Annotated in this window: 17 protein-coding genes and 1 tRNA gene; 6 read left to right on the top strand and 12 right to left on the bottom strand. The window is 69.8% G+C overall.

All coding sequences use genetic code 11. The features are described 5' to 3' along the window. The first annotated feature begins 8 nt into the window (after nucleotides 1–8). Nucleotides 9–989 carry an isopenicillin N synthase family dioxygenase gene (locus AC099J_RS23430; RefSeq protein WP_479617705.1) on the top strand — a complete coding sequence of 327 codons (981 nt, stop codon included), beginning with the start codon at nucleotides 9–11 and terminating at the stop codon, nucleotides 987–989. 38 nt (nucleotides 990–1,027) lie between these two features. Here AC099J_RS23430 and AC099J_RS23435 read toward each other — a convergent pair whose 3' ends face one another. The 12 genes from AC099J_RS23435 to tolB form a co-directional block, all read right to left on the bottom strand. Continuing rightward, complete coding sequence (locus tag AC099J_RS23435; protein WP_479617706.1) at nucleotides 1,028–1,723, bottom strand: flagellar brake protein; 696 nt, start codon at nucleotides 1,721–1,723, stop codon at nucleotides 1,028–1,030. 76 nt (nucleotides 1,724–1,799) lie between these two features. Further along, nucleotides 1,800–4,313, bottom strand: coding sequence for a penicillin acylase family protein (locus tag AC099J_RS23440; RefSeq protein ID WP_479617707.1), 2,514 nt, complete (start codon nucleotides 4,311–4,313; stop codon nucleotides 1,800–1,802). A 22-nt stretch (nucleotides 4,314–4,335) separates the two neighbouring features. After that, on the bottom strand, nucleotides 4,336–5,259 hold the full coding sequence (locus tag AC099J_RS23445; protein WP_479617708.1) for an adenylate/guanylate cyclase domain-containing protein: 924 nt from the start codon (nucleotides 5,257–5,259) through the stop codon (nucleotides 4,336–4,338). A gap of 71 nt (nucleotides 5,260–5,330) precedes the next feature. Next, the gene (locus tag AC099J_RS23450) at nucleotides 5,331–6,344 is read right to left on the bottom strand and encodes an LD-carboxypeptidase (RefSeq protein WP_479617709.1); all 1,014 of its coding nucleotides are present in this window, start codon (nucleotides 6,342–6,344) and stop codon (nucleotides 5,331–5,333) included. Between the two features lie 31 nt (nucleotides 6,345–6,375). Then, complete coding sequence (gene tadA, locus AC099J_RS23455; protein WP_479617710.1) at nucleotides 6,376–7,608, bottom strand: tRNA adenosine(34) deaminase TadA; 1,233 nt, start codon at nucleotides 7,606–7,608, stop codon at nucleotides 6,376–6,378. Nucleotides 7,609–7,624: 16 nt separating this feature from the next. Next, the gene (locus tag AC099J_RS23460; RefSeq protein ID WP_479617711.1) at nucleotides 7,625–7,903 is read right to left on the bottom strand and encodes a hypothetical protein; all 279 of its coding nucleotides are present in this window, start codon (nucleotides 7,901–7,903) and stop codon (nucleotides 7,625–7,627) included. A 122-nt stretch (nucleotides 7,904–8,025) separates the two neighbouring features. Beyond that, nucleotides 8,026–8,101, bottom strand: a tRNA-Lys gene (locus tag AC099J_RS23465). A gap of 24 nt (nucleotides 8,102–8,125) precedes the next feature. After that, the gene (locus tag AC099J_RS23470; protein WP_479617712.1) at nucleotides 8,126–8,905 is read right to left on the bottom strand and encodes a tRNA threonylcarbamoyladenosine dehydratase; all 780 of its coding nucleotides are present in this window, start codon (nucleotides 8,903–8,905) and stop codon (nucleotides 8,126–8,128) included. Continuing rightward, the gene (locus AC099J_RS23475) at nucleotides 8,902–10,020 is read right to left on the bottom strand and encodes a YeeE/YedE family protein (protein WP_479617713.1); all 1,119 of its coding nucleotides are present in this window, start codon (nucleotides 10,018–10,020) and stop codon (nucleotides 8,902–8,904) included. The genes AC099J_RS23470 and AC099J_RS23475 overlap by 4 nt, the downstream gene beginning before the upstream one ends. Before the next feature lie 57 nt (nucleotides 10,021–10,077). Then, nucleotides 10,078–10,884, bottom strand: a complete 807-nt coding sequence (gene ybgF, locus AC099J_RS23480; protein WP_479617714.1) for a tol-pal system protein YbgF — start codon at nucleotides 10,882–10,884, stop codon at nucleotides 10,078–10,080. A gap of 5 nt (nucleotides 10,885–10,889) precedes the next feature. Next, nucleotides 10,890–11,432 (bottom strand): peptidoglycan-associated lipoprotein Pal, encoded by a 543-nt coding sequence (pal, locus tag AC099J_RS23485; RefSeq protein WP_479617715.1) that lies wholly within the window; start codon nucleotides 11,430–11,432, stop codon nucleotides 10,890–10,892. Between the two features lie 41 nt (nucleotides 11,433–11,473). Beyond that, the gene (tolB, locus tag AC099J_RS23490) at nucleotides 11,474–12,763 is read right to left on the bottom strand and encodes a Tol-Pal system beta propeller repeat protein TolB (RefSeq protein WP_479617716.1); all 1,290 of its coding nucleotides are present in this window, start codon (nucleotides 12,761–12,763) and stop codon (nucleotides 11,474–11,476) included. A 366-nt stretch (nucleotides 12,764–13,129) separates the two neighbouring features. Between tolB and msbA the strand changes: the two genes are divergently transcribed. From msbA to AC099J_RS23515, 5 genes are all read left to right on the top strand, one after another. After that, nucleotides 13,130–14,881 carry a lipid A export permease/ATP-binding protein MsbA gene (msbA, locus tag AC099J_RS23495; protein ID WP_479617717.1) on the top strand — a complete coding sequence of 584 codons (1,752 nt, stop codon included), beginning with the start codon at nucleotides 13,130–13,132 and terminating at the stop codon, nucleotides 14,879–14,881. Then, the gene (locus AC099J_RS23500; RefSeq protein ID WP_479617718.1) at nucleotides 14,878–16,119 is read left to right on the top strand and encodes an MFS transporter; all 1,242 of its coding nucleotides are present in this window, start codon (nucleotides 14,878–14,880) and stop codon (nucleotides 16,117–16,119) included. Before msbA ends, AC099J_RS23500 begins: the two co-directional genes overlap by 4 nt. A 10-nt stretch (nucleotides 16,120–16,129) precedes the next feature. Next, nucleotides 16,130–17,644 carry an L-piperidine-6-carboxylate dehydrogenase gene (gene amaB, locus AC099J_RS23505; protein ID WP_479617719.1) on the top strand — a complete coding sequence of 505 codons (1,515 nt, stop codon included), beginning with the start codon at nucleotides 16,130–16,132 and terminating at the stop codon, nucleotides 17,642–17,644. A 129-nt stretch (nucleotides 17,645–17,773) separates the two neighbouring features. Further along, nucleotides 17,774–21,133 (top strand): CHAT domain-containing protein, encoded by a 3,360-nt coding sequence (locus tag AC099J_RS23510; RefSeq protein WP_479617720.1) that lies wholly within the window; start codon nucleotides 17,774–17,776, stop codon nucleotides 21,131–21,133. A 16-nt stretch (nucleotides 21,134–21,149) separates the two neighbouring features. Continuing rightward, nucleotides 21,150–23,618: a CHAT domain-containing protein gene (locus AC099J_RS23515; protein WP_479617721.1), complete on the top strand. Its 2,469-nt coding sequence runs from the start codon at nucleotides 21,150–21,152 to the stop codon at nucleotides 23,616–23,618. Nucleotides 23,619–23,661: the final 43 nt, after the last annotated feature.

Here is a 23,661-nt window from a genome sequence, read left to right on the forward strand (position 1 = left end):
GAATCCACATGCCCTATGCACTGCATGAACTGAACAAGGAATCACGCATGGGCGCCGTCGGCGTCGAGGCGGCACGCGAGGTCCGTGTGATCGACCTGTCGGATTTCGAGACGCGCCATGCGCAGATTGCAGACCAGCTGTGGGATGCGGCGGTGGACGTCGGCTTCTTCCAGCTGTCCCACCACGGCATTGCGCTGGGCGACGTGCGCGAAGCCTTCGCGATGACCGAGCGCTTTTTCGCGTTGCCGGATGCCGTGAAGGCGCGGCACCCGCTCAAGAAGGGTCTGAACGCGGGCTGGGAAAGCCGCGCCCAGGTCCGCCCTTCCACCGGCACGCCCGACCAGAAGGAGTCCTACCAGATCACGCGACCGCACATGGACGGGCTATGGCCTGAAGATGAAGCGCTGCCCGGCTTTCAGGCCACCATGCTGGCCTTCGAGGCGCAGGCCCGCACCGTGGCCATGCGCGTGCTGTCGTGCTTTGCCGTGAAGCTGGGCCTGGCGCGCGACTTCTTCACCAGGGCGCATGACCCGGCGCAGCCCAGCTACCAAAGCACGCTGCGCATGCTGCACTACTACGCCATCGACCCTGCCGAGCGCGACCGCATCGGCCTGTGGCGCGCTGGCGCGCACACCGATTTCGACTGCCTCACGCTGCTGTTCCAGCGCACAGGCCAGGGCGGGTTGCAGCTGCTGCCGGGCAGGGATATGGACTCGCAGGCCTGGACCTCGATCACGCCGACGGACGACCTGATCACCTGCAACATCGGCGACATGCTGATGCGTTGGAGCGATGACCAATTGCCCAGCAACTTCCACCGCGTCAAGAACCCCGACCAGCATGAGTACCAAGGCGCGCGCTACAGCTTGGCATTTTTTGCCCAGGCCAATCGCGATGTGCTGATCGAGAGTCCCACAGGCAAGTACCCGGCGATCACGGCGGGCGATTATCTGAACCAGCGGATTGCAGCCAACTTCAAATCGCAATGACCGGCAGGCACGCCAGGCCAACCAGCGGCCAGAGGCCGTCAGTTGCGGTGGATCAGCAGCGTCTCGTAGACGTAGTTCTGCAAGATGGCCTGGTGTGCCGGGTCAATGTCCAGGAAGTTGATACCGTAGGTGTAGACGGTATAGAACGCGCCGCCGCCAGGCGCTGAACCGACCGCCTGCTGCACGCTGCGGATCGAGGCACTGGTGCCGATCGAGACATCGGCGTTCTGTGACTGCACGGTGATCGAAAACTCGATGTGGATCGTCTCACCGGCCATGCCCAGCGGCGTGGAGGTGGACACCAGCGCACCCGACAAGCTGATGTCCGACAGCGTGGCCTCCTTCAACACCGCGCGATCGGCCGCGTCGACGATGCGCACAGGAATGTTCGCCTTGACGCGGACCGCCTTGCGCAGACCCACCTTCTGGATGTTGTCGGGGAACGAAAGCACCAGAAAGGGCCGCGGCGTCTTCGCGACGGTTTCCATGCGCGCCTCGAATGTGAACACCGAGACGCCCGAGAACACCCGCATCGCGACATCAGAGCCCTCCGCGATGTCGACCACCTCGCCCTCGTGCTGTGGCATCTGCAGCAGCAGATACTCATCTTTGACGAAGCCGATCAGCGAGGTGTACAGCACCGTCGGGCTGTTCGTCCTCTTGGGCATGATCTGCAGCCGTACGCCGACCTGCAAATTCATGTCTTCAAATTCGATCTTGGCTTTTTTGTTCATACTGGTTCAGGCGGCGGCTGTCAAGCCGCCGTGGAAAAAGTCCGTTTCAGATTCAACTGCTCACAAAACGAACGATTCAGGGTGTCAACCTGAGTGTATGCGGAATAGTTTGCGGATCCATCTGTAAAGGACGATACCGTCCCTGTGCCCATTCCTGTGCCATGTCGCGGTAACGGTCTGAAAAGACCAACCCGCTTTGCCCGGTCTGGAAGATAAACCGCGAGCGTTCCAGGTCGGCCAGATCGTAGATGGCGCGCAGCGAGGCGGCATGCCGGTTGGCAAACGGAGCTTTGGCGTCGTTCGGCCAGTACTGTCCGACATTGACAGTGAAGGTATCGCCGCCAGAGGCGACGCGCACATCGAACCACCGGGCCAGCAAGGGTACGTTGCCGAAGGGCTTGTGCGCGCTCAGCGCCGGGTGCGCATCGCCCCAGCGCCACTGGGCCACATCGGCGCCGTGCAGGGCCTGGATGCGCTCCAGCGCGCGCGTGAGCGCGTCGGCGCTGTGCGCGGCGCATCCTCCGGGTGCGCACCACCAGGCGTCGTTGGTCTCCAGGGCCAGCTCGACCGTGCCACGAAACTGGCGCTTGCCGTACAGCGCGGCAAAGCGTGCTGCGCCCAGGCGCGGCACCAGCATGCCGCGCGTGAGCTCGTCCACCCAGACTGCGAACACCAATGCCGCCGCGCTGTCGCCCGCTGTATCGCCGCTATAGCCCTGCAACTGCCGCTGCACGGGCGCGGCCAGCGGGTGCGGGGAACGGGCGGCTTGCAGAAACGGCAAGAGCCGGCGAGTGGCCAGGGACAGCTGGTCGGCCTGCAGCCGGGCCATGCTGTCGGCGTCGTGCTTGGGCGTGGCGGACAGCAGCGCCACGATGCGGTCGAACCGATACGGCACGGCCCAGTCCTGCCCCATGAAATGGGGATACCCCGGCGGTGTGATGCGCTGGTTGGCATTGGCCACCCAGGCGGGCGTGCCCTCGGGGCCGGGCGAGAGGCCATGCTCTGGCGTCTGCGCGTACGGTATCCAGCCGACCCAGTCGTAGCGCGCTTCCCACCCCGGCGCCGGTGCGATGCCGCGGATGTCGTTGTCCGCGGCGCGCAACGGCACCCGGCCCACGGCCTTGAAGCCCATGCGGCCGGCGGTGTCGGCCATGACGACGTTCTGCATCGGCGAGTGGTAGTGGGCGAATGCGTCGACCAGGTCCTGCACGCTGGCGGCCTCGTTCACCTTGCGCATGGCCATGGGCGTGGTGTTGTCGGTGTCCAGCGCGCTCCAGCGCAATGCGATGACGTGGCGGTCCAGATCGAGCAGTTCGCCATGCGCGCGCTGTGCGTCGCTGAGCACCGGGCCATGGCGCGTGCTGCGCACGGTGAACACGACGTCGGGCTTGTCCTTGACGCGGATGACTTCGCGCCGTTGCCCGAACGCGGCCCAGGTGGGCAGTGTGCCGTCGGGCCCTGGCACACGGTACTGGCCTCGGTCCATGGGGTTGAGCTGCTCCAGGTACAAGTCCTGGACGTCGGGGCCGGTGTTGGTGAATCCCCAGGCCACCTGCCGGGTGCGCCCCAGCACGACGAACGGCAGGCCAGGCAGCGTCGCGCCCATCACATCCAGCGCCGGCATGCCCGCGGCAGCTGGCGCCTGCAAGCGGGCAAAGTACCAGATGGCCGGTGCACTCAGTCCCAGGTGCGGGTCGTTGGCCAGCAGTGGCTTGCCACTCGCAGTGCGCGAACCATCGACGACCCACGTGTTGCTGCCCTTGCCCTCCACCGTGCCGACATCGCGCACGAAGGCCGAAGACCAGGCCCAGGCCGCCGCATCCAGTCCGGCGCGCAGATTGCCCTGCACGCCCGATGTCTGGGCCGGCAGCGCACCGGGGGCCTTGTAGACGCCCAGTTGCCGGTACAGCGACGTGAAGTCGACGGCCGAAGCGGGCGCCTCCCCGGGATACGGTGGGAAGAGTTCCCACAGACGGCGCGTATCGACCACCTGCGCGGCAGACAAGCGCGCGAACTCGGTGCCCCAGTTGCCACCCAGGTCCAACGCCATCATGAGCGACCAGCCTACGCTGTCCACCGGTTCCCACGCCTGGCTGCCGTCATCGCCAGGGCGCGCGCCCAGCACCAGGAACTCGGGCGAGAGCGCCTGGCGGCGGTCGCGGTAGAAGGACTGCACACCTTCACTGTAGGCCTGCAGCGCGTCCCGCGTCTGCGGTTCCATGCGTGCAAGCTGCCGCTCGGCAGCTTGCACGATGCCCAGCGTGCGCAGCAGCTTGTCGGTCTCCAGCGTGGCCTCGCCCAGCAGCTCGGACAAGGTGCCGCGCAGCACGCGCCGGTTGAATTCCATCTGCCAGCCACGCTCCTGCGCGTGTGCAAAGCCCAGCGCAAACCAGGCGTCGCGCGCGCTCTGCGCCTTGATGTGGGTGACGTCGGCGCCGTCGCGCTCCAGTGTGACGGCTGCGCGCAGACCATCGGCCCGCAGTTCACCGTCCAATGCGGGAAAGCTGCGCCAGGCGTACAGGCCACCCGCCACCAGCGCGGCCAGCAACAGCAGCAGCACCAGCCAGGCCAGGCGTTTGAACCAGATCACAGGGGCCTCCCGGCTGCGGCCTTCACCGCAGCGTCTGGCCAGTGACGACCGTGAAGGTCACGGTGGGCGCGCTGAGGTCGCCCAGTGGCACGCCCAGTGCGATCTCGCCGGAGCCATGCAGCACACAGTCTTCGCGCCGCAGCGGCACGTCGGTCTCGCTGCCGGCGAACCGGATCCAGGTGCCGAAGCTGCTCAGATCGACCAGCACGAAGCTGCCGTTGCGCCACTCGACACGGGCATGCAGGCGCGACACGCGCGGGTCGTTGACGACCACCTCCGCATGGTCGGCACGCCCCAGGTGCACCGGCAGCTCGTCGGCCGCATAGTCACGCGCGAGGTCCAGGTGGCCGAGCTGGATGCGGGCGCGCGCGCCGATGTCGGGCTCGGTATGGGCCAGCATGGCCTGCTGCGTAAAAAAATCAGACACCACGGCGTCGTCCCACTCGACCTTGTACAAGGCGACTGGCTCGGCCTTGCCGCGCAACACCACCGGCCCCAGGCTGATGAAGCGCAGACCGAGACGATCGTCGATTTCGTCGACCGCCGATTCGGTCAGCCAGATCTGCCGCGCGCCGGAGAGGTCACTCAGCCGTGCGGCCACGTTGACGGCGTCGCCATAACAGTCGCCGTTGACCTCGACGACCTCACCGCGTGCGATGCCGGACTTGATCTCCATGCGGATGGCTTCAGGCCATTTCTCCAGCCGTTCGCGGTGGCCGCGCTGCATCTGGATGGTGGCGTCGATGGCGTCGACCGCTCGCTCGAACACAGCCAGCACGCCGTCACCCAGCTTCTTGACGACACGGCCATGGTGCGCTTCGCAGACTTCACCGATCCACTGCGTCAAGCGCGTGATCGCCGTCGTCGCTTTCTCGTTGCCCAGCGCCTCGAAGAACGCCGTGCTGTCGGTGAGATCTGCAAATACAACTGTGGCCTGCACACCCATGCTGCTGATGTTGGAAAGCGATCGGAGTTTGAGTGTAGGGGAAGTCGTTCGCGCGGCGCAGTGATTGCAGGTTAGCCAACACCAGGGCGCGCAGGGTCATCGTGACCGTGCGCGCGGCCGTGGGCGTGGCGTGCATCGGCACCAAGATGGCCCCAGAACAGCAGCGCCTCGCGGTCCTCCACGGCGAACTGCACCGGCGCGCCCACCGGCAGCAACACCTTGGTCGCCACATGGCCGAACGGCAACTGGGTGAACAGGGGTGTCTTGACTTGGCTGCGCAGCCAGGCCACCACGGTCGCCAGGCGGAAGTTGCGGTCGTGCGCGGTGGTCTTGTAGTTGGTGAACTGGCCTAGCACGATGGCCTTTTGCCGCCCAAGAATGCCGGCGTGCAGCAGTTGCGTCAGCATGCGCTCGACCCGGTAGGGATGTTCGTGCACGTCCTCGAGAAACAGCACGCCGCCCCGCACGCCGGGCAGGTAGGGCGTGCCCACCAGCGACGCCAGCACCGCCAGGTTGCCGCCCCACAGCACCGCGTTGCGCACCGACCAGGCCTGCGCCGGCTCACCGGGCTGGCCACGCTTGGCCGGCATTGGATCGTCGCGCCCCAGACGCCAGCCGGCGCCCTCGCCCACGCCCTGCAGCAAGTCGTCGAAGCAGGCTTCCATGATGTCGTCCGGCGGGTCTTCGGTGCCGAAGTCTTCGCCCAACGCCGGGCCAGCCCAGCTGATGGCGCCGGTGCGGGCGAGGAGCGCCATCTGCAGCGCCGTGAAATCGCTGTGCCCCACGAAGCGCAAGCCACGGGTGACGGCGCGGGCCAGAGCGGGGTAACGGATGCGGTCGAGGATGCGCGTCAGTCCATAGCCGCCGCGGGTGATCAGCGCGATGTCGGCGCCGCTGGCCGCTGCCCGGTGCACGGCGGCCAACCTGGTGTCGTCATCGCCGGCAAAGCGCATGTGGCTTTTCAGCGCGGCCTCGTCGACTTCAACAGCGTGCCCCAACGCGCGCAGGCGCGCCAGCCCGCGCTTGAACGCGGCCTTGTCCCGCACTGCGCCCGAAGGCGAATAGATGTAGATGTGCTTGTTCACCCGCGGGAGTATCACGCACGCCGCACGGCGATCAGCCCAGGAGCGTGTGGATGAGGTGCGCCAGTGCGTGCGGGTCGGCCGGTGCGGCCAGCCGCCAGGCCGTGGGGGCCGGGCCGGGCCCGGGCGGCACGGCGACATCGGCTGACGACAGCCCGGCCAGTGCCAATGGGCCGGCGCGGTGGCCCCGGTCGGGGAATGGTGCCGACCGGGCAGCGTCTTCGCCCAGGTCCACGGCCACGTCTGTGCGGCCGTCCAGCACGTCCAGCACATCGGCGGTGTCGGCCCGCACCCAGCCGTCAGTGCGCGCTGGGGGGCCAGCGCAGGATGCGGCCGCATGGCTCAGCGTCGCGTTCACCGCCACCAGCGCACGTATGCCGTCGCGCGCGGCAAGCGACCAGCCCAGCAGACCGCCAACGCCCTGCCCCACCAGCGCGACATTGCGCAAACACAGTTGCGCAACGAACTCCTGCAGCACCTGCTGATGCCACTCTGGCCGGTGCGCGCTGGCCTTCTTGGGCTTGTCGCTGCGGCCAAAGCCGGGCAGATCGGGTGCGACGACACGGTGCCTCGCAGCCACCCAGATCGGCACCATCGCGCGGAACGCATGGCTCCAGGTCTGCAAGCCGTGTACGCACAGCACAGTGGCCTGCCCGGGCTGGCCGTTGCCGCCGACATCCACGTAGTGCAGCCGCAGACCCGCCAGCGCGGGAAGGTCACTGAGGTAGTGGCCGACGCCCGTGTCGCCCAGCAGGCCCGCAAAGCACGCGTCGGGTGTGCGCAGCGCATCGTCGCGCAGCGGGTGCAGCGCCCGGCCCTCGACACGCCGCGCATGGAAGAACCCGCGTAAGAGTGCGGCGCACGCCTCTGACTGCACACCGCCGCGCAAGCTAGTCTGGTGGTTCAACGGTGCTATCGCGAACAGGTCGAGCACCGATCCGGCGGCACCGGTCTTGGGGTCGGCCGCGCCGTAAACCACGCGCGCAAGCCGCGCATGCAGCATGGCGCCGCTGCACATGGCGCAGGGCTCCAGCGTGACGAACAGTTCGCAGCCGTCAAGACGGTAGTTGCCCAACGCCGCTGCCGCAGCACGCAGCGCGAGGATCTCGGCATGCGCCGTCGGGTCGTGCGCCCCGATCGGCGCGTTGCGCCCGCTGCCGATCACCACGCCTTCGCGCACCACGACGGCCCCCACCGGCACCTCGCCCGCCTGCAGTGCCAAGCGCGCCTGCGCCAGCGCCAGGCCCATGGCCTCGTCGTCTGTCATGCGAACGATGGGGCACTCATCGCGCCTCGTCCCCGGTCGGGCGCGGCTGGCGCATGGCATCTTCGATGGCTTGCTTGTAATCCTGCTGCAGCTGCCGGGCCTGCTGCGCTTGCGAATTGGCCGGCATGGGGGCCGCCGCCGAGGACGCTGGGCGCGTGCCGCCAGGCACGGTCGGCACCGGCGCCATGCTGGCCAGCTGACGCGTGCTGAGCCAGCCGACGATGGCCACCACCATCAGCAGTCCGAGCACGCTCAGCAGCAGCCGCATGATCGGCTGACCGGTGATGGCCGGCACACGCACCGCCAGGATGCAGGAAAGGGGAAGAACAACCTGCCGGGACAGGAACAGAGCCCGCAGGGCGCCGTGGCGAAGGGCTGTTCAGACATGGCAGTGGAACTCCGCATGCCAGGAAAGGGTGGTAGGACGTACTGGGGTCGAACCAGTGACAAACGGATTAAAAGTCCGCTGCTCTACCAACTGAGCTAACGTCCCGCTGTGGTGCAGCAAAGCCGGCGATTATAGCCCGCGGGCAAGAGCATCCAGCACCCACCCGGCCGCACAGTGGCCGAATGTCGCGGTCACGCTCACGACCGATCCGTAGCCGTGGCAATTGAGCGAGCCATCGCCCTCGATCGCGCACGACGCGTCGGGTGGCGCCACCGGTTCGCGCGAGAACACCGTCTGCACCCGCATGCGTTTGCCGCTCTGCGGCGCGTCGTGGAATTTGCGCAGCCGCTGGCGCACCTGGGCCAGCAGCGGATCGTGGGTCACCTGGCTCAAGTCGTCGATCTCGACCCGATGCGCCAACCGCTTGCCGCCCGCCGCGCCGACCGTGATGAAGCGCCGCTTGCCCGCCACGGCCCAGGCCGCCATGGCGGTCTTGGCCTGCACCTGGTCACAGGCGTCGACCACGGCATCGACGTCCTGCGGCACCAGTGCCAGCCAGTTGTCGGCCGTGACGAAATCGTCGATGCACACCACCTCGCAGCCGGGGTGGATCAGCGCGATGCGTTCGCGCATCGCCAGCACCTTGGACTGCCCGAGCGTGGTGCTAAGCGCGTGGATCTGCCGATTGATGTTCGACTCGGACACGTGGTCCATGTCGACCAGCGTCAAGCGCCCCACCCCGCTGCGTGCCAACGCCTCCACCGTCCACGAGCCCACCCCGCCAACGCCCACGACGACGACGTGCGCGCTGCGGATCGCCGCGGCGCCGGCCACGCCGTAGAGCCGCGCAAGACCGCCGAAGCGCCGCTCCAGATCCACCTCGTCCGTGGCTTGCGTTGCCGCGTTCATGCACTGCGCTCCATCCGCCAAACCTGATATTTGAATGCCAACACGGCGCCCCCCACGATGGCAGCCACGGCGACGAAGCTGGTGAGGCTCAACGTCGACAGGCCGCTCAGCCCCTGGCCCACGGTGCACCCCATGGCCGTCACGCCACCAACGCCCATCAGCACGGCGCCCAGCAGGTGATTGGCGACGTCCTCGGTGCCGCCGAACCCTTCCCAATGGAAGCGGCGCGTGGCCAGCGCCATCAACGCTGAGCCGACCACGACACCGACCACCGAGACAATCCCCACCGTCAGCAGCTTGCTTTTGTCGCTGAAGAACATGAGCCAGTCCAGCGCATAGGCGAACGGCGCCACGAAGCTCAGTGACTCGATGCGGCCGGAGTTGGTCGCCAGATAGATCTCCTCCAGCGTTTCCGGGTGCTCGGCCACATGGCCCAGGTGGCCGCTGACCCACCACATCGCCACGACCAGCGCACCGATGCCCAGGCCGGCGAGCAGGTTGTCGGCGTGCAGAAAGCCGCGCCCTGCCAAGGCCCAGGCCACCAGCGCGCCACCCAGCAATATCGCCAGAGCCAGACCCGCAACCGGCGTCGGCCAGTCCAGCACCGGCGCCAGCAGTTGCGGCAGCGACGCGACAGTGGCGAACGGCACCGCCGCCCGGTCCACCGTCTCCACCCGCAGCACCGCTGTGATGCCCTTGAGCGTGGCGAACGCGGCCACACCCATCACCACGAACACGATCAGCGACTTCAAGCTGCCACCACCGATGCGCACCAGCGTCTTGCTGCCGCAACCGGACGCCAGCACCATGCCGAACCCGAAGAGCGCGCCACCCACCAACGCGGACAGCCAGATCCAACGCGTCGATGCGTAGAGTGTCTTGCTCGGGTCGATCTGCCCCGTCTGGACCAGCACGGCGAAGCACACGACGGCCACGCCGGCCGCGAGTGCCCACTGGCGCATGCGGGTCCAGTCGCCCATGTGCACGACGTCGCTGATGGCCCCCATGGTGCAGAAGTGGGTGCGCTGGGCGATGGCGCCAAAGGCCAGCGACAGCGCAAAAGACGCCCACAGCACCTGCTGCGCGAGCGCCTGGAGATCATCGAGAGACGGCATCGCCGGATTCTATGAACCGCGCCGCCGGCCCGGACCGGTCGGCGTGGCTCTGCGCGCTCAGCGCATCTTGGCCAGGCGTTCCTTGGCGGCCACGGCCGCCTCGGACTGCGGATAGACCTTGATCAGGTCTTCCAAGGTCTTGCGTGCGCCCGCGACGGCCTTCAGCTCGGTCTGGCAGTTGGCGATCGACAGCGCAGCCTCGGGCGCACGCGGGTGATCCGGCGCCACGCTCAGCAGGTTGCGAAAGTTGACGATCGCCTCCTTGTACTCGCGCGTCGCGTACTGCGCATTGCCCAGCCAGAACAAGGCCGAGGGCGTGTAGCCGCTCTTGGGGTAGCTCTTGCCGAAGTTGGCGAACGCGGTCTGCGCGGCGGCGAAATCGCCCTTGCGGAACACCGCCAGCGCGCCCTCGTAGTCGCGCGTCTCGGCCGGATCGGCCAGGAACTCGCGGCCATCGACTGTCACCTTGCCGGGCTCGAATTTGCGCAGCCGCTCGTCCACGCCCTGGGCGATGTCCTTCTGACGGCGCTGCAATTCGGCGACGTCGCGCGCAATCTGCTCGTCCTGACCGCGGCCGCGCGCCAGGTCAGAGCGCAGGCCGTCGATCTGCGTCTGCAGCTCCAGCAGGCTGCGGCGCATCTGCGCGTTCTCTTCGCTGACCCGCCGCAGGTCTTCCGCCAGCTTCTGGTTCGTCGCCTCGGATGCCGCGCGCGCGGCATCGAAGCGCTGGCGCAGATCCAGGATGGCGCGGCGCGCCTCGGCGTCGTCGAAGAGCTGCGCCTGCGCGCTGCCCCACCAGCCGCCACCGCTCAGCGCCAGGACCAGCGCCGCCCGCGCAAACGGGCGCATCAAGCCTGTCCGCATGGTGTTCAGCGGTAGGTGATTTCTGCGCGACGGTTCTTGGCGAAGCTCGCCTCGTCAGCGCCCTGCGCCGCAGGCTTTTCCTTGCCAAAGCTGACGGCTTCGACCTGGCCGTCGGACACGCCGAGCAGACCCAGCGCACGCCGCACGGCCTCGGAACGCTTCTGACCCAGCGCCAGGTTGTATTCGCGGCCGCCACGCTCGTCGGTGTGGCCTTCGACCACGGCCTTGCGGTTGCGGTCGGCACGCAGGTAGCGCGCGTTGTTCTCGACCGTGGCCTGTTCTTCGGAGCGGATGCTGTAGCTGTCGTAGTCGAAATAGACCACGCGCGCACCCGTCGGGCCGCCTGCCATGTCAGCCGGCTTGCTCAGGTCCACCGGCGTGACACCGCTTTGCCCGACGCTGCCGGCCCCGGCGCCGGCACTGCCGCTGCCAATCGCGCCGGCGGCCGTGCCCGAACGGTCCTGCACCGGCACGTCGTCCAGCTTCACGGGGGAACTGCAGCCGGCAAGCGCCGCTGCCACGATGACCGTCAAAAGAAATTGCTTCATGCCCATACTCCCTGTTGTAAAAAATGCTGCCCGATTGCGTATCAGGACTTCAGGAACGGACCCCAGTCCGGCTCCCGGATGTCGCCGCCCTGACCGGCCAGGCGGGCCTTGATCTTGCCATCCAGCGTGGTCGTCATCAGCGCCTCGCGGCCCTGCTGCACGGTGGCGTAGACCAGCAGCTTGCTGTTGGGCGCAAAGCTGGGCCGCTCGTCGGCCGTGGTCTCGGTGATCGAGGTCACGGTGGACGTGGCCAGCTCCATGACTTGCAGCTTGAACGCCCCGCCGATGCGCGACACGTAGGCCAGCCAGCGCCCATCGGCGCTGAGCGACGGCGAGATGTTGTAGCTGCCGGTGAAGGTGGCGCGCTCGACAGCGCCGCCCGACGCGTTCATGCGGTAGATCTGCGGTGCGCCGCCACGGTCGCTGACGAAATACAGGCTCCTGCCATCGGGCGAGAAACAGGGCTCGGTGTCGATGCTGCTGGACTGCGTCAAGCGGCGCGGCTCGCCCCCGCCATTGGCGTCGATGGTGTAGAGCTGTGAACCACCGTCGCGCGTCAGCGTGACGGCCAGCGTGCGGCCGTCCGGCGCCCAGGCGGGTGCGCTGTTGGAGCCACGAAAGTTGGCGACCAACCGACGGCGACCCGAGGCGACGTCGTGCACGTACACCACCGGTTTGCGCGACTCAAAAGACACATATGCCAACTGCTGGCCCGTCGGCGACCAGGCCGGCGAGATGATGGATTCGGGGCTGGCCAGCGCGGTCTGGCTGTTTTCGCCATCGGCATCGGCCACCCACAGGGTGTAGCGTGCGCCGGCCCGCGTCACATAGGCGATGCGGGTGGAGAACACGCCGCGCTCGCCGGTCAGCTTCTCATAGACGTAATCGGCAATGCGGTGGGCCGACAAGCGCAGATCGGCCGTGACCACGCTGTAGCTCTGGCCGCCCAGATCCTGGCCGCGCACCACATCCCACAGGCGAAAGCGCACGTCATAGCGGCCATCGGCCAGCCGGGTGACGCTGCCGGTCAGCAGCGAATCGGCTGCGCGCTGGCGCCACATCGCCACGTCGGGTCGCGAGGCTTCGTCCAGTGCGACACCATTGGCATCGACGCTGCGGAACTGACCGCTGCGTTCGAGGTCGGCACGCACGATGGCGGCGATCTTCTGAGGGGACTGGTCTTCGCCACGAAAGCCGGCGATGGCAATGGGCAGCTGGGTCAGGCCAACGCCGGTGATTTCGACACGGAACTGGGCAAAGGCCGGCAGCGCAGCCATGCCCACCAAGCCAGCGATGCACTGCCTGCGGGCCGGAGAAAAATCAAGTTGCATGGGGGAAGTAGAGTGAGTGCCCGTCATGGGTTCGGATCAATCCGAGAAGTTCCCGGCATCGTTTCAAAACGTTTTATCTGCGTTCGCACATCGCCCAACCGATCCGACGCCTCGGCCCGCGCTGTGCGCAGACGCCAAAGGCGCATCGCCGCGTATTGTGGCCAGAAGCTTTGGCAATCCTTGAACGTCAACAGCCAGATCGCTTGTCAGCGTTGGCCGACGGCTGCACTGACGGAGGGTACGGCGTGCAGAGCAGGCGCTGCGGCCTGGAGGCTGGTAAGCATAGCAGAGGGTCATGCACAAAGGAGCCGATTGCACGGCCGTGCGGGCCGGCCGCACCGCATGCCGATAATCCACCGCCCACTTATGAACACACCGGTCGAACTGCCCAAAGAATCCGTCCGCCAGCGCCTGGGCCGCGTCTGGCCCTACTTTCGCGACGCCCGCGCCGGCTGGGTGCTACTGGTGCTCGCCACGATGGTCGTGGCCGCCACCGAGCCCATGATCCCGGCCCTGCTCAAGCCGTTGCTGGACCGCGGCTTCCAGCGCGACGGCCTGGCGCTGTGGATGGTGCCGGTGGCGCTGCTGGGCCTGTTCGGCCTGCGTGGCCTGGCCGCGTTCACCGCCAACTATGCGCTGGGCCGCATCGCCAACCACGGGCTGCTGCGGCTGCGCCGCGAGATGTTCGGCAAGATCCTCTCCGGCGACCTGCGCATGTTCGGCAGCCAGTCCGCCAGTTCGCTGGCCAACACCGTCGTGTATGAGGTGCAGACCGGCTCGCAGACGCTGGTGGGCGCCATCATGGGTTTCTCGCGCGACAGCATGACGCTGCTGGCACTGGTCGGCTACCTGCTGTATCTGAACTGGAAACTGACGTTGATCGTCACGCTCCTGATCCCGGCCGTGGCCTGGGTCATGGGCGTGCTGTCGCGCCGGCTCTACAAGCTCACCCGCTCCAGCCAGACCTCGACCGACGCGCTGGCCTACGTGGTGGAAGAGAACGTGCTCGCCCACCGCGATATCCGCCTGCACGCCGCCCAGCCGCTGCAGGAGGCGCGCTTCGCCGAACTCAGCAACCGGCTGCGCCAGCTGTCGATGAAGTCCGTCGTCGCCCAGTCCGTCATGTCGCCCATCACCCAGATGCTGGTGGCCACGGCCTTGTCGGCGGTGATCACCATCGCGCTGTGGCAGAGCGCCGACGGCGGCACCTCGGTCGGCAGCTTCGTGGCCTTTATCACGGCCATGCTGTTGCTGGTGGCGCCGATCAAGCACTTGTCCGAAGTGGCCAGCCCCATCACGCGCGGGCTGGCGGCGATCGAACGCGGGCTGGAGCTGATGCGGCACACCGAGGACGAGCGCGGCGGCACGTTCAGCCTGCCCCGCGCGCGGGGTGACATTGCGTTGCAGGGCGTCTCGGTGCGCTTTGCCGACGCCACCCAGCCGGCGCTGGACGATCTCACCCTGTCGATCGCCGCCGGCGAGACCGTGGCCCTGGTGGGCGCCTCTGGGGCCGGCAAGACCACGCTGGTGAACCTGCTGCCGCGCTTTCTGGAGGCGACGTCCGGCTACATCGCACTCGACGGCCACCCGGTGCGCGACTGGGAGCTGAACGCGCTGCGGCGCCAGTTCGCACTGGTCAGCCAGCACGTCGTGATGCTCAACGACAGCATCGCCGCCAACGTGGCGCTGGGCCAGACCATCGACCGCACGCGGGTGCTGCAGTGCCTGGCCGATGCCAACCTGGACCGCATGGTGGCCGAGCTGCCGCAGGGCATCGACAGCATCGGCGGCCACAACGCCACCCAGCTCTCGGGCGGGCAGCGCCAGCGTCTTGCGATTGCGCGTGCGCTGTACAAGGATGCGCCGGTGCTGATCCTGGACGAGGCCACCTCGGCGCTCGACACCGAATCCGAACGCGCGGTACAGAGCGCGCTGCAGCGCCTCATGCAGGGCCGCACCACGGTGGTCATCGCGCACCGGCTGTCCACTGTGCAGCACGCGGACCGCATCGTCGTGATGGACGCGGGCCGCATCGTGGAGATCGGCTCGCATGCCGAGTTGCTGGCGCAGGACGGCGCCTATGCCCGCCTCTACGGGCTGGGCCTGCAGGGGGGTTGAGCTTGATCGGCGACACCAGCGCCGCAACCGGCCCGCACCGAGGCCTCGACCCGGCGCTGGTCATCGTCCTGGCCGGCGTCTCCGCCGCCCTGCACATCGGCAAACTGCCGCCCGCGCTGCCGCTGCTGCAGGCCGAGCTGGGCGTGACGCTGGTGCAGTCTGGCTTTCTGCTGTCGCTGGTGCAGCTGGCCGGCATGGCCCTGGGCCTGCTGGTCGGCCTGGCCAGCGACGGGCTGGGCCTGCGGCGCTGCATGCTGGCAGGCCTGCTGACGCTGAGTGCGGCCAGCGCCATCGGCGGCCTGGCGCAGGACGCGGCCAGCCTGCTGGCACTGCGGGCGGTGGAGGGCTTCGGCTTTCTGCTGGCGGTGACGCCCGGGCCCAGCCTGATCCGCCGCACGGTGGCGGCTGGCGATATCGACGCCAAGCTCGGCCTGTGGGGCAGCTACATGCCTTTCGGTACCGCGCTGGCGCTGCTCGCCGGGCCATGGCTGTTGCCGCTGGGCGGCTGGCGCGGCTGGTGCTGGCTGCTGGCGGCCGGCTCGCTGGGGATGGCGGCGTGGGTGCGCAGCGCCGTGCCGGCCGATGGCACCACGGGACTGGCCAGCCGCACTGTGTGGGCGCAGCGCGCGGGGCGCACGCTGGCCGCGCCGGGGCCGTGGCTGCTGGGCTTGAGCTTCGCGGTGTACTCGGGCCAGTGGCTGGCCGTCATCGGCTTTCTGCCCACGGTCTACGCGCAGGCGCAGGTCTCCGGCGTTGCGGCGGGTGCGCTGACGGCGCTGGCCGCGGCCGTCAACGTGCTGGGCAACATCACCGCCGGGCGCATGCTGCGCCGTGACTGGGCGCCGCGCACACTCCTGTGCACCGGCTTCGTGGCCATGGCCATCGGGGCGGCGGGTGCCTTCATGCCGGCGCTGGATGGCGGCGCCGTGGCCCGCTACGCCGCCATCTTGTTGTTCTCGCTGGTCGGAGGGCTGGTGCCGGCCACCTTGTTTGCGCTGTGCCTGCGGCTGGCGCCGGGCGGCGACACGGTGTCCACCACGGTCGGCTGGATGCAGCAGTGCTCGGCCGTCGGCCAGTTCGTCGGCCCGCCGCTGGTGGCCTGGGTGGCGGGGCAGGCGGGTGGTTGGCATTGGACCTGGGCCGCCACCGGCGCCTGCTGCGTGGCCGGCATCGTGCTGGCGCAGGCCATCGGCCGATTGCTGCAAGCCCGGGGCGCCAACAATGGCGTCAACCATTGAGGACCGACGCATGACCACCCCCCCTGTCCAGACCCGCCAGCTGCTGCAGCGCCTGGGCGTGCCCGACACCGCCTACGCCGAGGGTGCGCTCACCGTGCGCTCGCCCATCGACGGCAGCACGCTGGGCCACGTCGCCACGCACGCACGCGTCGAGGTAGACCGTCGCATCGCGCTTGCGCATTCGGCCTTCCACGCCTGGCGCAGCGTGCCGGCGCCGCGCCGTGGCGAGTTGGTCCGCCTGCTGGGCGAAGAGCTGCGCGCCGAGAAGGAATCGCTGGGGCTGCTGGTCTCGCTGGAGGCCGGCAAGATCACGAGCGAAGGCCAGGGCGAGGTGCAGGAGATGGTCGACATCTGCGACTTCGCGGTAGGCCTGTCGCGCCAACTGCACGGGCTGACGATCGCGTCCGAGCGGCCCGGCCACCGCATGATGGAAACCTGGCACCCGCTGGGCGTGGTGGGCGTCATCAGCGCCTTCAACTTCCCGGTGGCGGTGTGGTCCTGGAACTTCGCGCTGGCCATCGTGTGTGGCGACCCGGTGCTGTGGAAGCCGTCGGAGAAAACGCCGCTGACGGCGCTGGCCTGCCAGGCCTTGTTCGAGCGCGCGGCAGCGCGTTTCGGTGACGCACCAGAAGGTTTGTCGCAGCTGCTGCTGGGCGGACGCGACGTGGGCGAACAACTGGTGGACGACCCGCGCGTGGCCCTGGTCAGCGCCACCGGCAGCACACGCATGGGCCGCGCAGTGGGCCCGCGCGTTGCGCAACGCTTCGGCCGCAGCCTGCTGGAGCTGGGCGGCAACAACGCCGTGATCGTCACACCCTCTGCCGACCTGGACCTGGCGGTGCGCGGCGTCGTGTTCGCGGCCGTCGGCACCGCCGGGCAGCGCTGCACCAGCACGCGCCGGCTGATCGTGCACGAGAGCCTGCGCGGCACGCTGGTGGAACGGCTGCGCAAGGCCTATGGCGCGCTGCCCATCGGCGACCCGCGCACGGCCGGCACGCTGGTGGGCCCGCTCATCGACCAAGGCAGCTTCGACGCCATGCAGCAGGCGCTGGCTGCGGCCCGCGCCGAGGGCGGCACGGTGCACGGCGGCGAGCGCGTGCCCGTGGCCAGCTGCCCCGAGGCCTGGTATGTGCGGCCCGCCATCGTGGAGATGCCGGCGCAGACCGCCACCGTCTGCCATGAGACCTTCGCGCCCATCCTCTACGTGCTGGGCTACACCGAGCTGGCCGACGCCATCGCCCTGCACAACGCCGTGCCCCAGGGCCTGTCGTCCGCCATCTTCGGCAACGACCTGCGGGAGACCGAGCTGTTCCTGTCCAGCGCCGGTTCGGACTGCGGGATCGCCAACGTCAACCTGGGCACCTCGGGCGCCGAGATCGGCGGCGCCTTCGGCGGCGAGAAGGAAACTGGCGGCGGCCGCGAATCGGGCTCGGACGCCTGGCGCAACTACATGCGGCGGGCGACCAACACCATCAACTACTCGCGCGAGTTGCCGCTGGCGCAAGGGGTGCGGTTCGACGTGTAGCAGACGCCCGCGAACGGTCGGCATCGTGCACACCCAACAGGCGGTCAGCGCCGCATCCGCACCCTGACGGATACCACCCGCCCCGCCCGCCCTCACCCGGTGGCATGATCGTCGCCAGGAGGGCGGCGCATGGGAACGCACGGCTTGGTGCAGGACTTGGTGCAGAACGTGGACGTGGCCATGCACACCAGCGTGCCTGCCGCCTGCCCCCTGTGCGGCACCGCGTTCCAGGCCCTGCGCTGGCAGGTCGTCGATGTCGACCGCGACCCCTTGCGGCTGCTGCACGCCTGCGATGGCAGCCTGCAGCGCAGCTTTTGCCCGCAGTGCATCGGCCCCGGCGTGGACACCGGCGGCGCCGTGTTGCTGGCGCGCCGTGTGGCCGGCGGCGTGCAGTTGGTCTACTTGATTCCCTGGGGCACGCCCGACGTTGCCGACGTGGCCGGCGCCTTGCACGGCGCGCTGCGCGCACAGCTGGACCGCCAGCAGGCCGGCATCGCGCTGGAGCCGGTCGGCAGCCGCCTGTTCGACCGGCCTGACCAGGTCGAAGAATTCGTGGAGGAGTGCTGGCCCGATCTGCCGCCCCCTCTGGCCCTGCTGGACCGCCCGATGTTCGACATCGTGCTGGCGCCCGATGGCGCCAGCCGCGCTGCCCTGCTGCGTGCCTGCCCCGACCTGGCGCGGCCCCACATCGAGGTGCGCCTGGGGTATCTCGCCGTGCATGGCGACAAGCTGGTGCCGCTGGCCGTACAGGCGCGCCAGTTCCTGGACCGCGCGCGCCGCCAGGGCGTGGACGCCGCGCAGCAGGCCGAGGACCAGGCAACCGCCCCAATCGAAGACCTGCGCCAGATGGCGCCCGACCTGGACGACACCGTGCTCGCCTTTCTGAGCGCCGAGCCCGACGCGCTGGACGACGCCGCCCTGGCACGGGCCGGCCAGCTCGCCCACACGCTGCAGGCGCGCGATCTGCCGGTGTCGGCGTCCGAAGTGTGGGGCCGGCTGGGCGACCTGTACCGCAAGCGCAATGGCGCGGCGCGTGCCGACTACCTGGAAGGCGCCGTCGACGCCTACAACCGATCCCTGGCGCTGACGCCCGCCACCGACGCGCTGCCGCGCTGGCGCACGCTGCTGAACCTGTGCGCCTGCCTGGACATGCGCGTCGCCGGCACGCGCATGGCCAACATCGACCAGGCCCTGGTGCTGGCGCAGGAGGCAGAACGGCTCGCCGCCGACCTGCCAGCCGAAGAGCGCGCCGAATCGGCGATGGAGGTCGGGTTGCTGCACACCCGCAGCATCAGCGGCGACGCGGCTTCGCACCTGGCCGACGCGCGCGAGGCGCTGGACCGCGCGGTCGAGCTGGCGCGCGGCACTTCGCTGGCCCTGATCACCCAGTTCAACCGCGCGCTGGTCGACGTGGAAGACCTGCTGGACACCAGCGGCCGACGCCTGGCCGCTGGTATCGCCACGCTGCGCGTCCTCGAACATCCGGACCACATCGGCGCGCTGGAGCCCGCGCACCAGCAAAACCTGCTGCAGACGCTGGCCGTCGCGCTGGCCCGCCAGGCCAAGATGGCGGGTCACGCCCAACCGGCCGACACGCTGGACGAGGCGCTCGCCCTGGCCGCGCGCGCCCACGCCATGGCGCAGGCCGCCGACAGCCCGTACGAAGCTGCGCTGCTGGCCCGGCTGCGCGCCCGCATGGCGGCCGACCGGCTGCACCACGGCGGCGCCACGCTGGGCCTGCGCGCCGTCCTCGCCCTGCTGGAAGAAGCCGGCGCCGTGTTCACGGCCGACGTGGCGCCGTTCGAATACGCCCGCAACGAGATGATGCGAGCCGGTGTGCTGCGCGAATGGCAACCCACGCCGGCCGGCCGGGCCGGGGCCATCCGCAGCCTGCGCAACGCCGGTCGCATCCTCACGCCCGACGCCGACCCCGACAACTGTCGCCATGTGCACGCCAATCTGGGCCGGCTGCTGGCGCAGGCGGGCCGCTGGAGCCAGGCCGCCAGCGCGTTCGGTATCGCGTGCGAGGCGTCGGAGCGCCTGCTGACGCGCACCGAGACCAGCGCCCGCCGCCACGCCGAGACCGAGCCGAACGCCGAGGTCCACGCGCTGCACATCGACGCGCTCAGTCGCCAGCAGCCCCCACCCGGCAGCCCCGCCACCGCCCGCCAGGGCTGGGCCGTACTGCAGGCCATGGAGCGCGGGCGCGCCCGGCTGTTCCTGGACATGATGGGCCTGCGCCCGCTGGCGCCGCAGCCAGGCATGGACAACGCCGAACTGGCGCAGGAACAGGCGCTGATCGACGCGCTGCAATGGACGCTCGCCGGCGCCACGGCCGACCCGCAGCCCTCCGCCGACCGGCTGCGCGCGCAGCGCGAGGCGCGCCAGGCACTGGACGCGCTATGGGACGACTGGGCCGCGGCCAGCGACGCCGGCCGCCGGCATGTGGCGCTGCGCCGCACCCAGGTGCCCGACCGCCGCGCCCTGCGCCGCCTGGCCGCCAGCCTGGGGCCACGGCGCGCCTGCCTGAGCCTGTTCGCGACCAGCACGCGCCTGGTGGCAGCCTGGCTGGCCCATGGCAGCGCGCCCGAGGTGCATGCGCTGGAGCTGGATGCGGCGCAACTGCGCGCGCGCCTGCTGGCCCCCTTCGAGCGCGCAGTGCTGGGCGATGACGACACCTCCCGGGCCGACCACGGGTGGATGGACTTCGGCGAGACCCTGTTCGCCCCGTTCGCCGCGCGGCTGCAGGGGCTGGACGAGCTGGTGCTGCTGCCGCACGGCCCGTTGCACGGCTTGCCGCTGCATGCGCTGCACCTGCACGGGCAGCCGTTGATCGCCCATGTGGCCGTGTCGGTCGCGCCCTCTCTGGCCGTGCTGGCGTCGCTGCGCGAGCGGCCTCCCGCCATCACCCTGCCGGGCAGCCCATTCATCGGCAGCCATGCCGACGATTTGCACGAGCGGGCCGAGTTCGAAGCCGAGGCGCAGGCCGTGGCCCGGCTGCACCGCGCGGCGCCGCGCCGGCAGGTGGGCCGCGCGCAGTTCCTGCGCGGTATCCAAGCCGCGCCGCTGGTGCACCTGGCCTGCCATGGCGCCTACGACGCGGCCGATCCGCTGCAGTCGCGCCTGCTGCTGGCCGATGGCCCGCTGACGGCGGCCGATCTGCTGCCCGTGCCGCTGCGCTGCGAGCTGGCCACGCTCAGCGCCTGCGAAACCGGCCGCCAATCGGCCCCGCACGGCGACGAGATGCTAGGCCTGGCGCGCGTGCTGCTGCAGGCCGGCGCTGCCAGCGTGCTGGTGGCGTTGTGGCGGGTGTATTCGGACAGCACGCTGCGCTGGATGACCCAGTTCTACGCCGCCTGGGTGCCACGGGCCGGCCAGGCGCCCCCATCGCGCGCCGCCGCTTTTCGCGCCGCCACCTTGGCACTGCGGGCCGAAGACGCCGACCCGCGCGCCTGGGCCGCCTTCCTGCTGACCGGTGACGCGCGCTGAGCGCCAGGAGCACGCCATGCCACCTGCACCTCCCAATCCCGCGCCGGCAAAGGCACTCGCCGCCTTGCTGCGGACGCTGGCCGGGGAGCAGCAAAGCCCCGCGCGCGAAGCCTTGCTGCGCGCCGCGGCCGACGTGGACCTGCTGCCCGCCGCGCGCCGCCCCAGCCCTGCGGCCTCAGTGCAGGAGCGGCTGGAGGCCGAGCTGCTCGCCGTGCAACTGGAGCAAGGACTCTGGCACGCCGGCGCGCTCGCCTTGCCATGGCACGACCTGGAGATGCTGCGCGCGCTGGACCCGCCCACCGCCCAGCGCTTGTTCGCCGCAGCGCTGGCGCAGTGGCCGGCCGCTGCCGCCGCCGAGCTGGCCAGCCAGCGGCCGCTGGACCCGCTGCGCGAGGCGCTGGTGCAGTTGACGACCTTGCTGCAGTGGCAGCTGCAGGCGCTGGATGAGGGGCCGTCTCTGGCCGCCGAGAGCGCCAGCACGGCCGTGCCGCGCGACCGCGACGCGCGCGAACAAGCGGGCAATGCCTTCGACCTTGCGGAGCGCCGCCGCAAGGCCGAGGCCGAGGCCGCCGCCGTCCGCTCCATGATGGGCGAGCCCAAGAAGGTGTGGGTCGGCAAGCCCGTGAACCCCGGGCTGGGTGAACAGGTCGAGAAGAACGGCGCCCCGAAACGGGGCGCGGCGCAGGCCGTGGAGCCTTCGCCCGCCCGTCCGCGGCGCACGCGCTCCGCACCCGGGCTCGACCCGCACGTCGCCACACCCGCGCCCGCCCCGCAGCCCGCCTGTTTCCACTTCCTCCTGCAAGGCGACCACGCCCAGGGCCAGCAGATGCGCGAGCACACCGAGGCCGATCTGCACTTCCGCTACGACGCACCGCCGGTGGACGCGCTCGCCACCGTGCAGCACGACGCGCTGGACACCGCCCGGGCGCAGGACCTGGACGTGGCCCTGCAGCTGACCCCGTGCGGCGCGGTCACCATCGTCGGCGAGCGCCGCGCCACGGTGCAGCTGCGCGGAGGCCGCATCGCCACGCCGGTGCAGTTCCGGCTGCGCGCGCTGGCGGTGCCTGCGGGGCCCGACGCGCAGGAGGACCACGGCGTGCATGTGCAGTTCGTGGTGCGCGGCGAGACCGTGCACCAGCAGATGCTCGGCATCGAGGTGCAGCCCGCGCAGACACGCTCTCGCAGTGCTGTGCGGACGCCGGTGCCGGCCGAGGCCACCCCGGTGCCCGGCCCCACTGCCGGCCTGCTGGCTGCGGCCGCCAGTGCAGCTCCGCCGGAACGCCACACCCTGCGGCTGAGCCTGTCGGTCGACGGCGCCAGCCTGCGCATGGAGCTGGATCACCACGTGGACGGCGAGCTCTGGTGGTCCGGCGACGCGACCTCGCAGGCCTACGACGCCGCCGGCGTCGCGGCCCTGGCCATGCGCGCGCGCAGCGAGTTGGCCGACTGCTACAGCCAACAGGTCGCGTTCTGGCGGCGCTTCGACGGCACGCTTGCCGCCAGTGACCCGACGGATGGCCTGCAATACGCGCTGTGGTGCGCCGCCGCCGCCGGCGCCACGCTGAACCAGGAACTGCGCCAGGACGCAGGCATCGCCGCCCTGCTCGATGTCGTTGAACAGGTACCCGACGGCGCCGTGCTGACCATCACCACCGACCGTGTGTTCCTGCCCTGGGAACTGCTGACGCCGCAGAAGTGGGGCAAGCGCTGGACCCAGGCCCAGCGCGACAAGCAGCCACTGGACGCGCAACGCTTCTGGGGCGCGCGCTTCGCCATCGAGACCACACCGCGCCGCCTGCCGGTGGGCGAGCGGGCGCTGGCGCACCTGCGCGCCGCGCCCCGGCGCATCAGCGTCAACGTCAACCCCGACATCGAGCTCGACGGCCTGGACGACGCGCGCCAGCCGCAGCAGTTGCACCAGCAGTGGGCCGCGCGTCTGGCCCAGGCCAGCACACTGGACGGCGCGCTGAACGCCACCTGCGACCCCATGCGCGAGGTGCTGCAGAACGCGCAGCACCAGGCCTCGCTGATCTACCTGTACTGCCATGGCCAGTCGGCCCAGCCCTTCGGCGGCAGCGACGAACGCCTGGTGCTGGACGAAGGCTGCCCGCTGGCCCCTGGCGATCTGGCCGGCGACGCCGACTACCGCGGCGCGCCGCTGGTGTTCCTGAACGCCTGCGATTCGGGCATGCCATCGCCGCTGGCGTTCGCCAGCTTCCTGCGCGAGTTCTGCCAGCGCGGCGCCATCGGGCTGATCGCCACCACCAATGCCGTGCCCATCAGCTTTGCCGCCCACTTCGGCCCGCAGCTGGTGGACCGCTACCTGCAGTGCGAAGGCCCGCTGTCCGAGATGCTGCGCCAGCTGCGGCGCGCACACCTGGCGCAGGGCAACCCCGTGCCCTTGTTCTACACGCTGCAGTGCAAGCTGAACTTTCCCCGCATCGCAGCCGTCGCACCCTCCAATCCCGCGGCAGCCCCTCCATGAGCCTCGTCCGGCAGCCCGAACAGCTTGCAACGCAGCGCGCCAG

This window comes from Rhodoferax sp. RT4P68 (assembly GCF_056521305.1).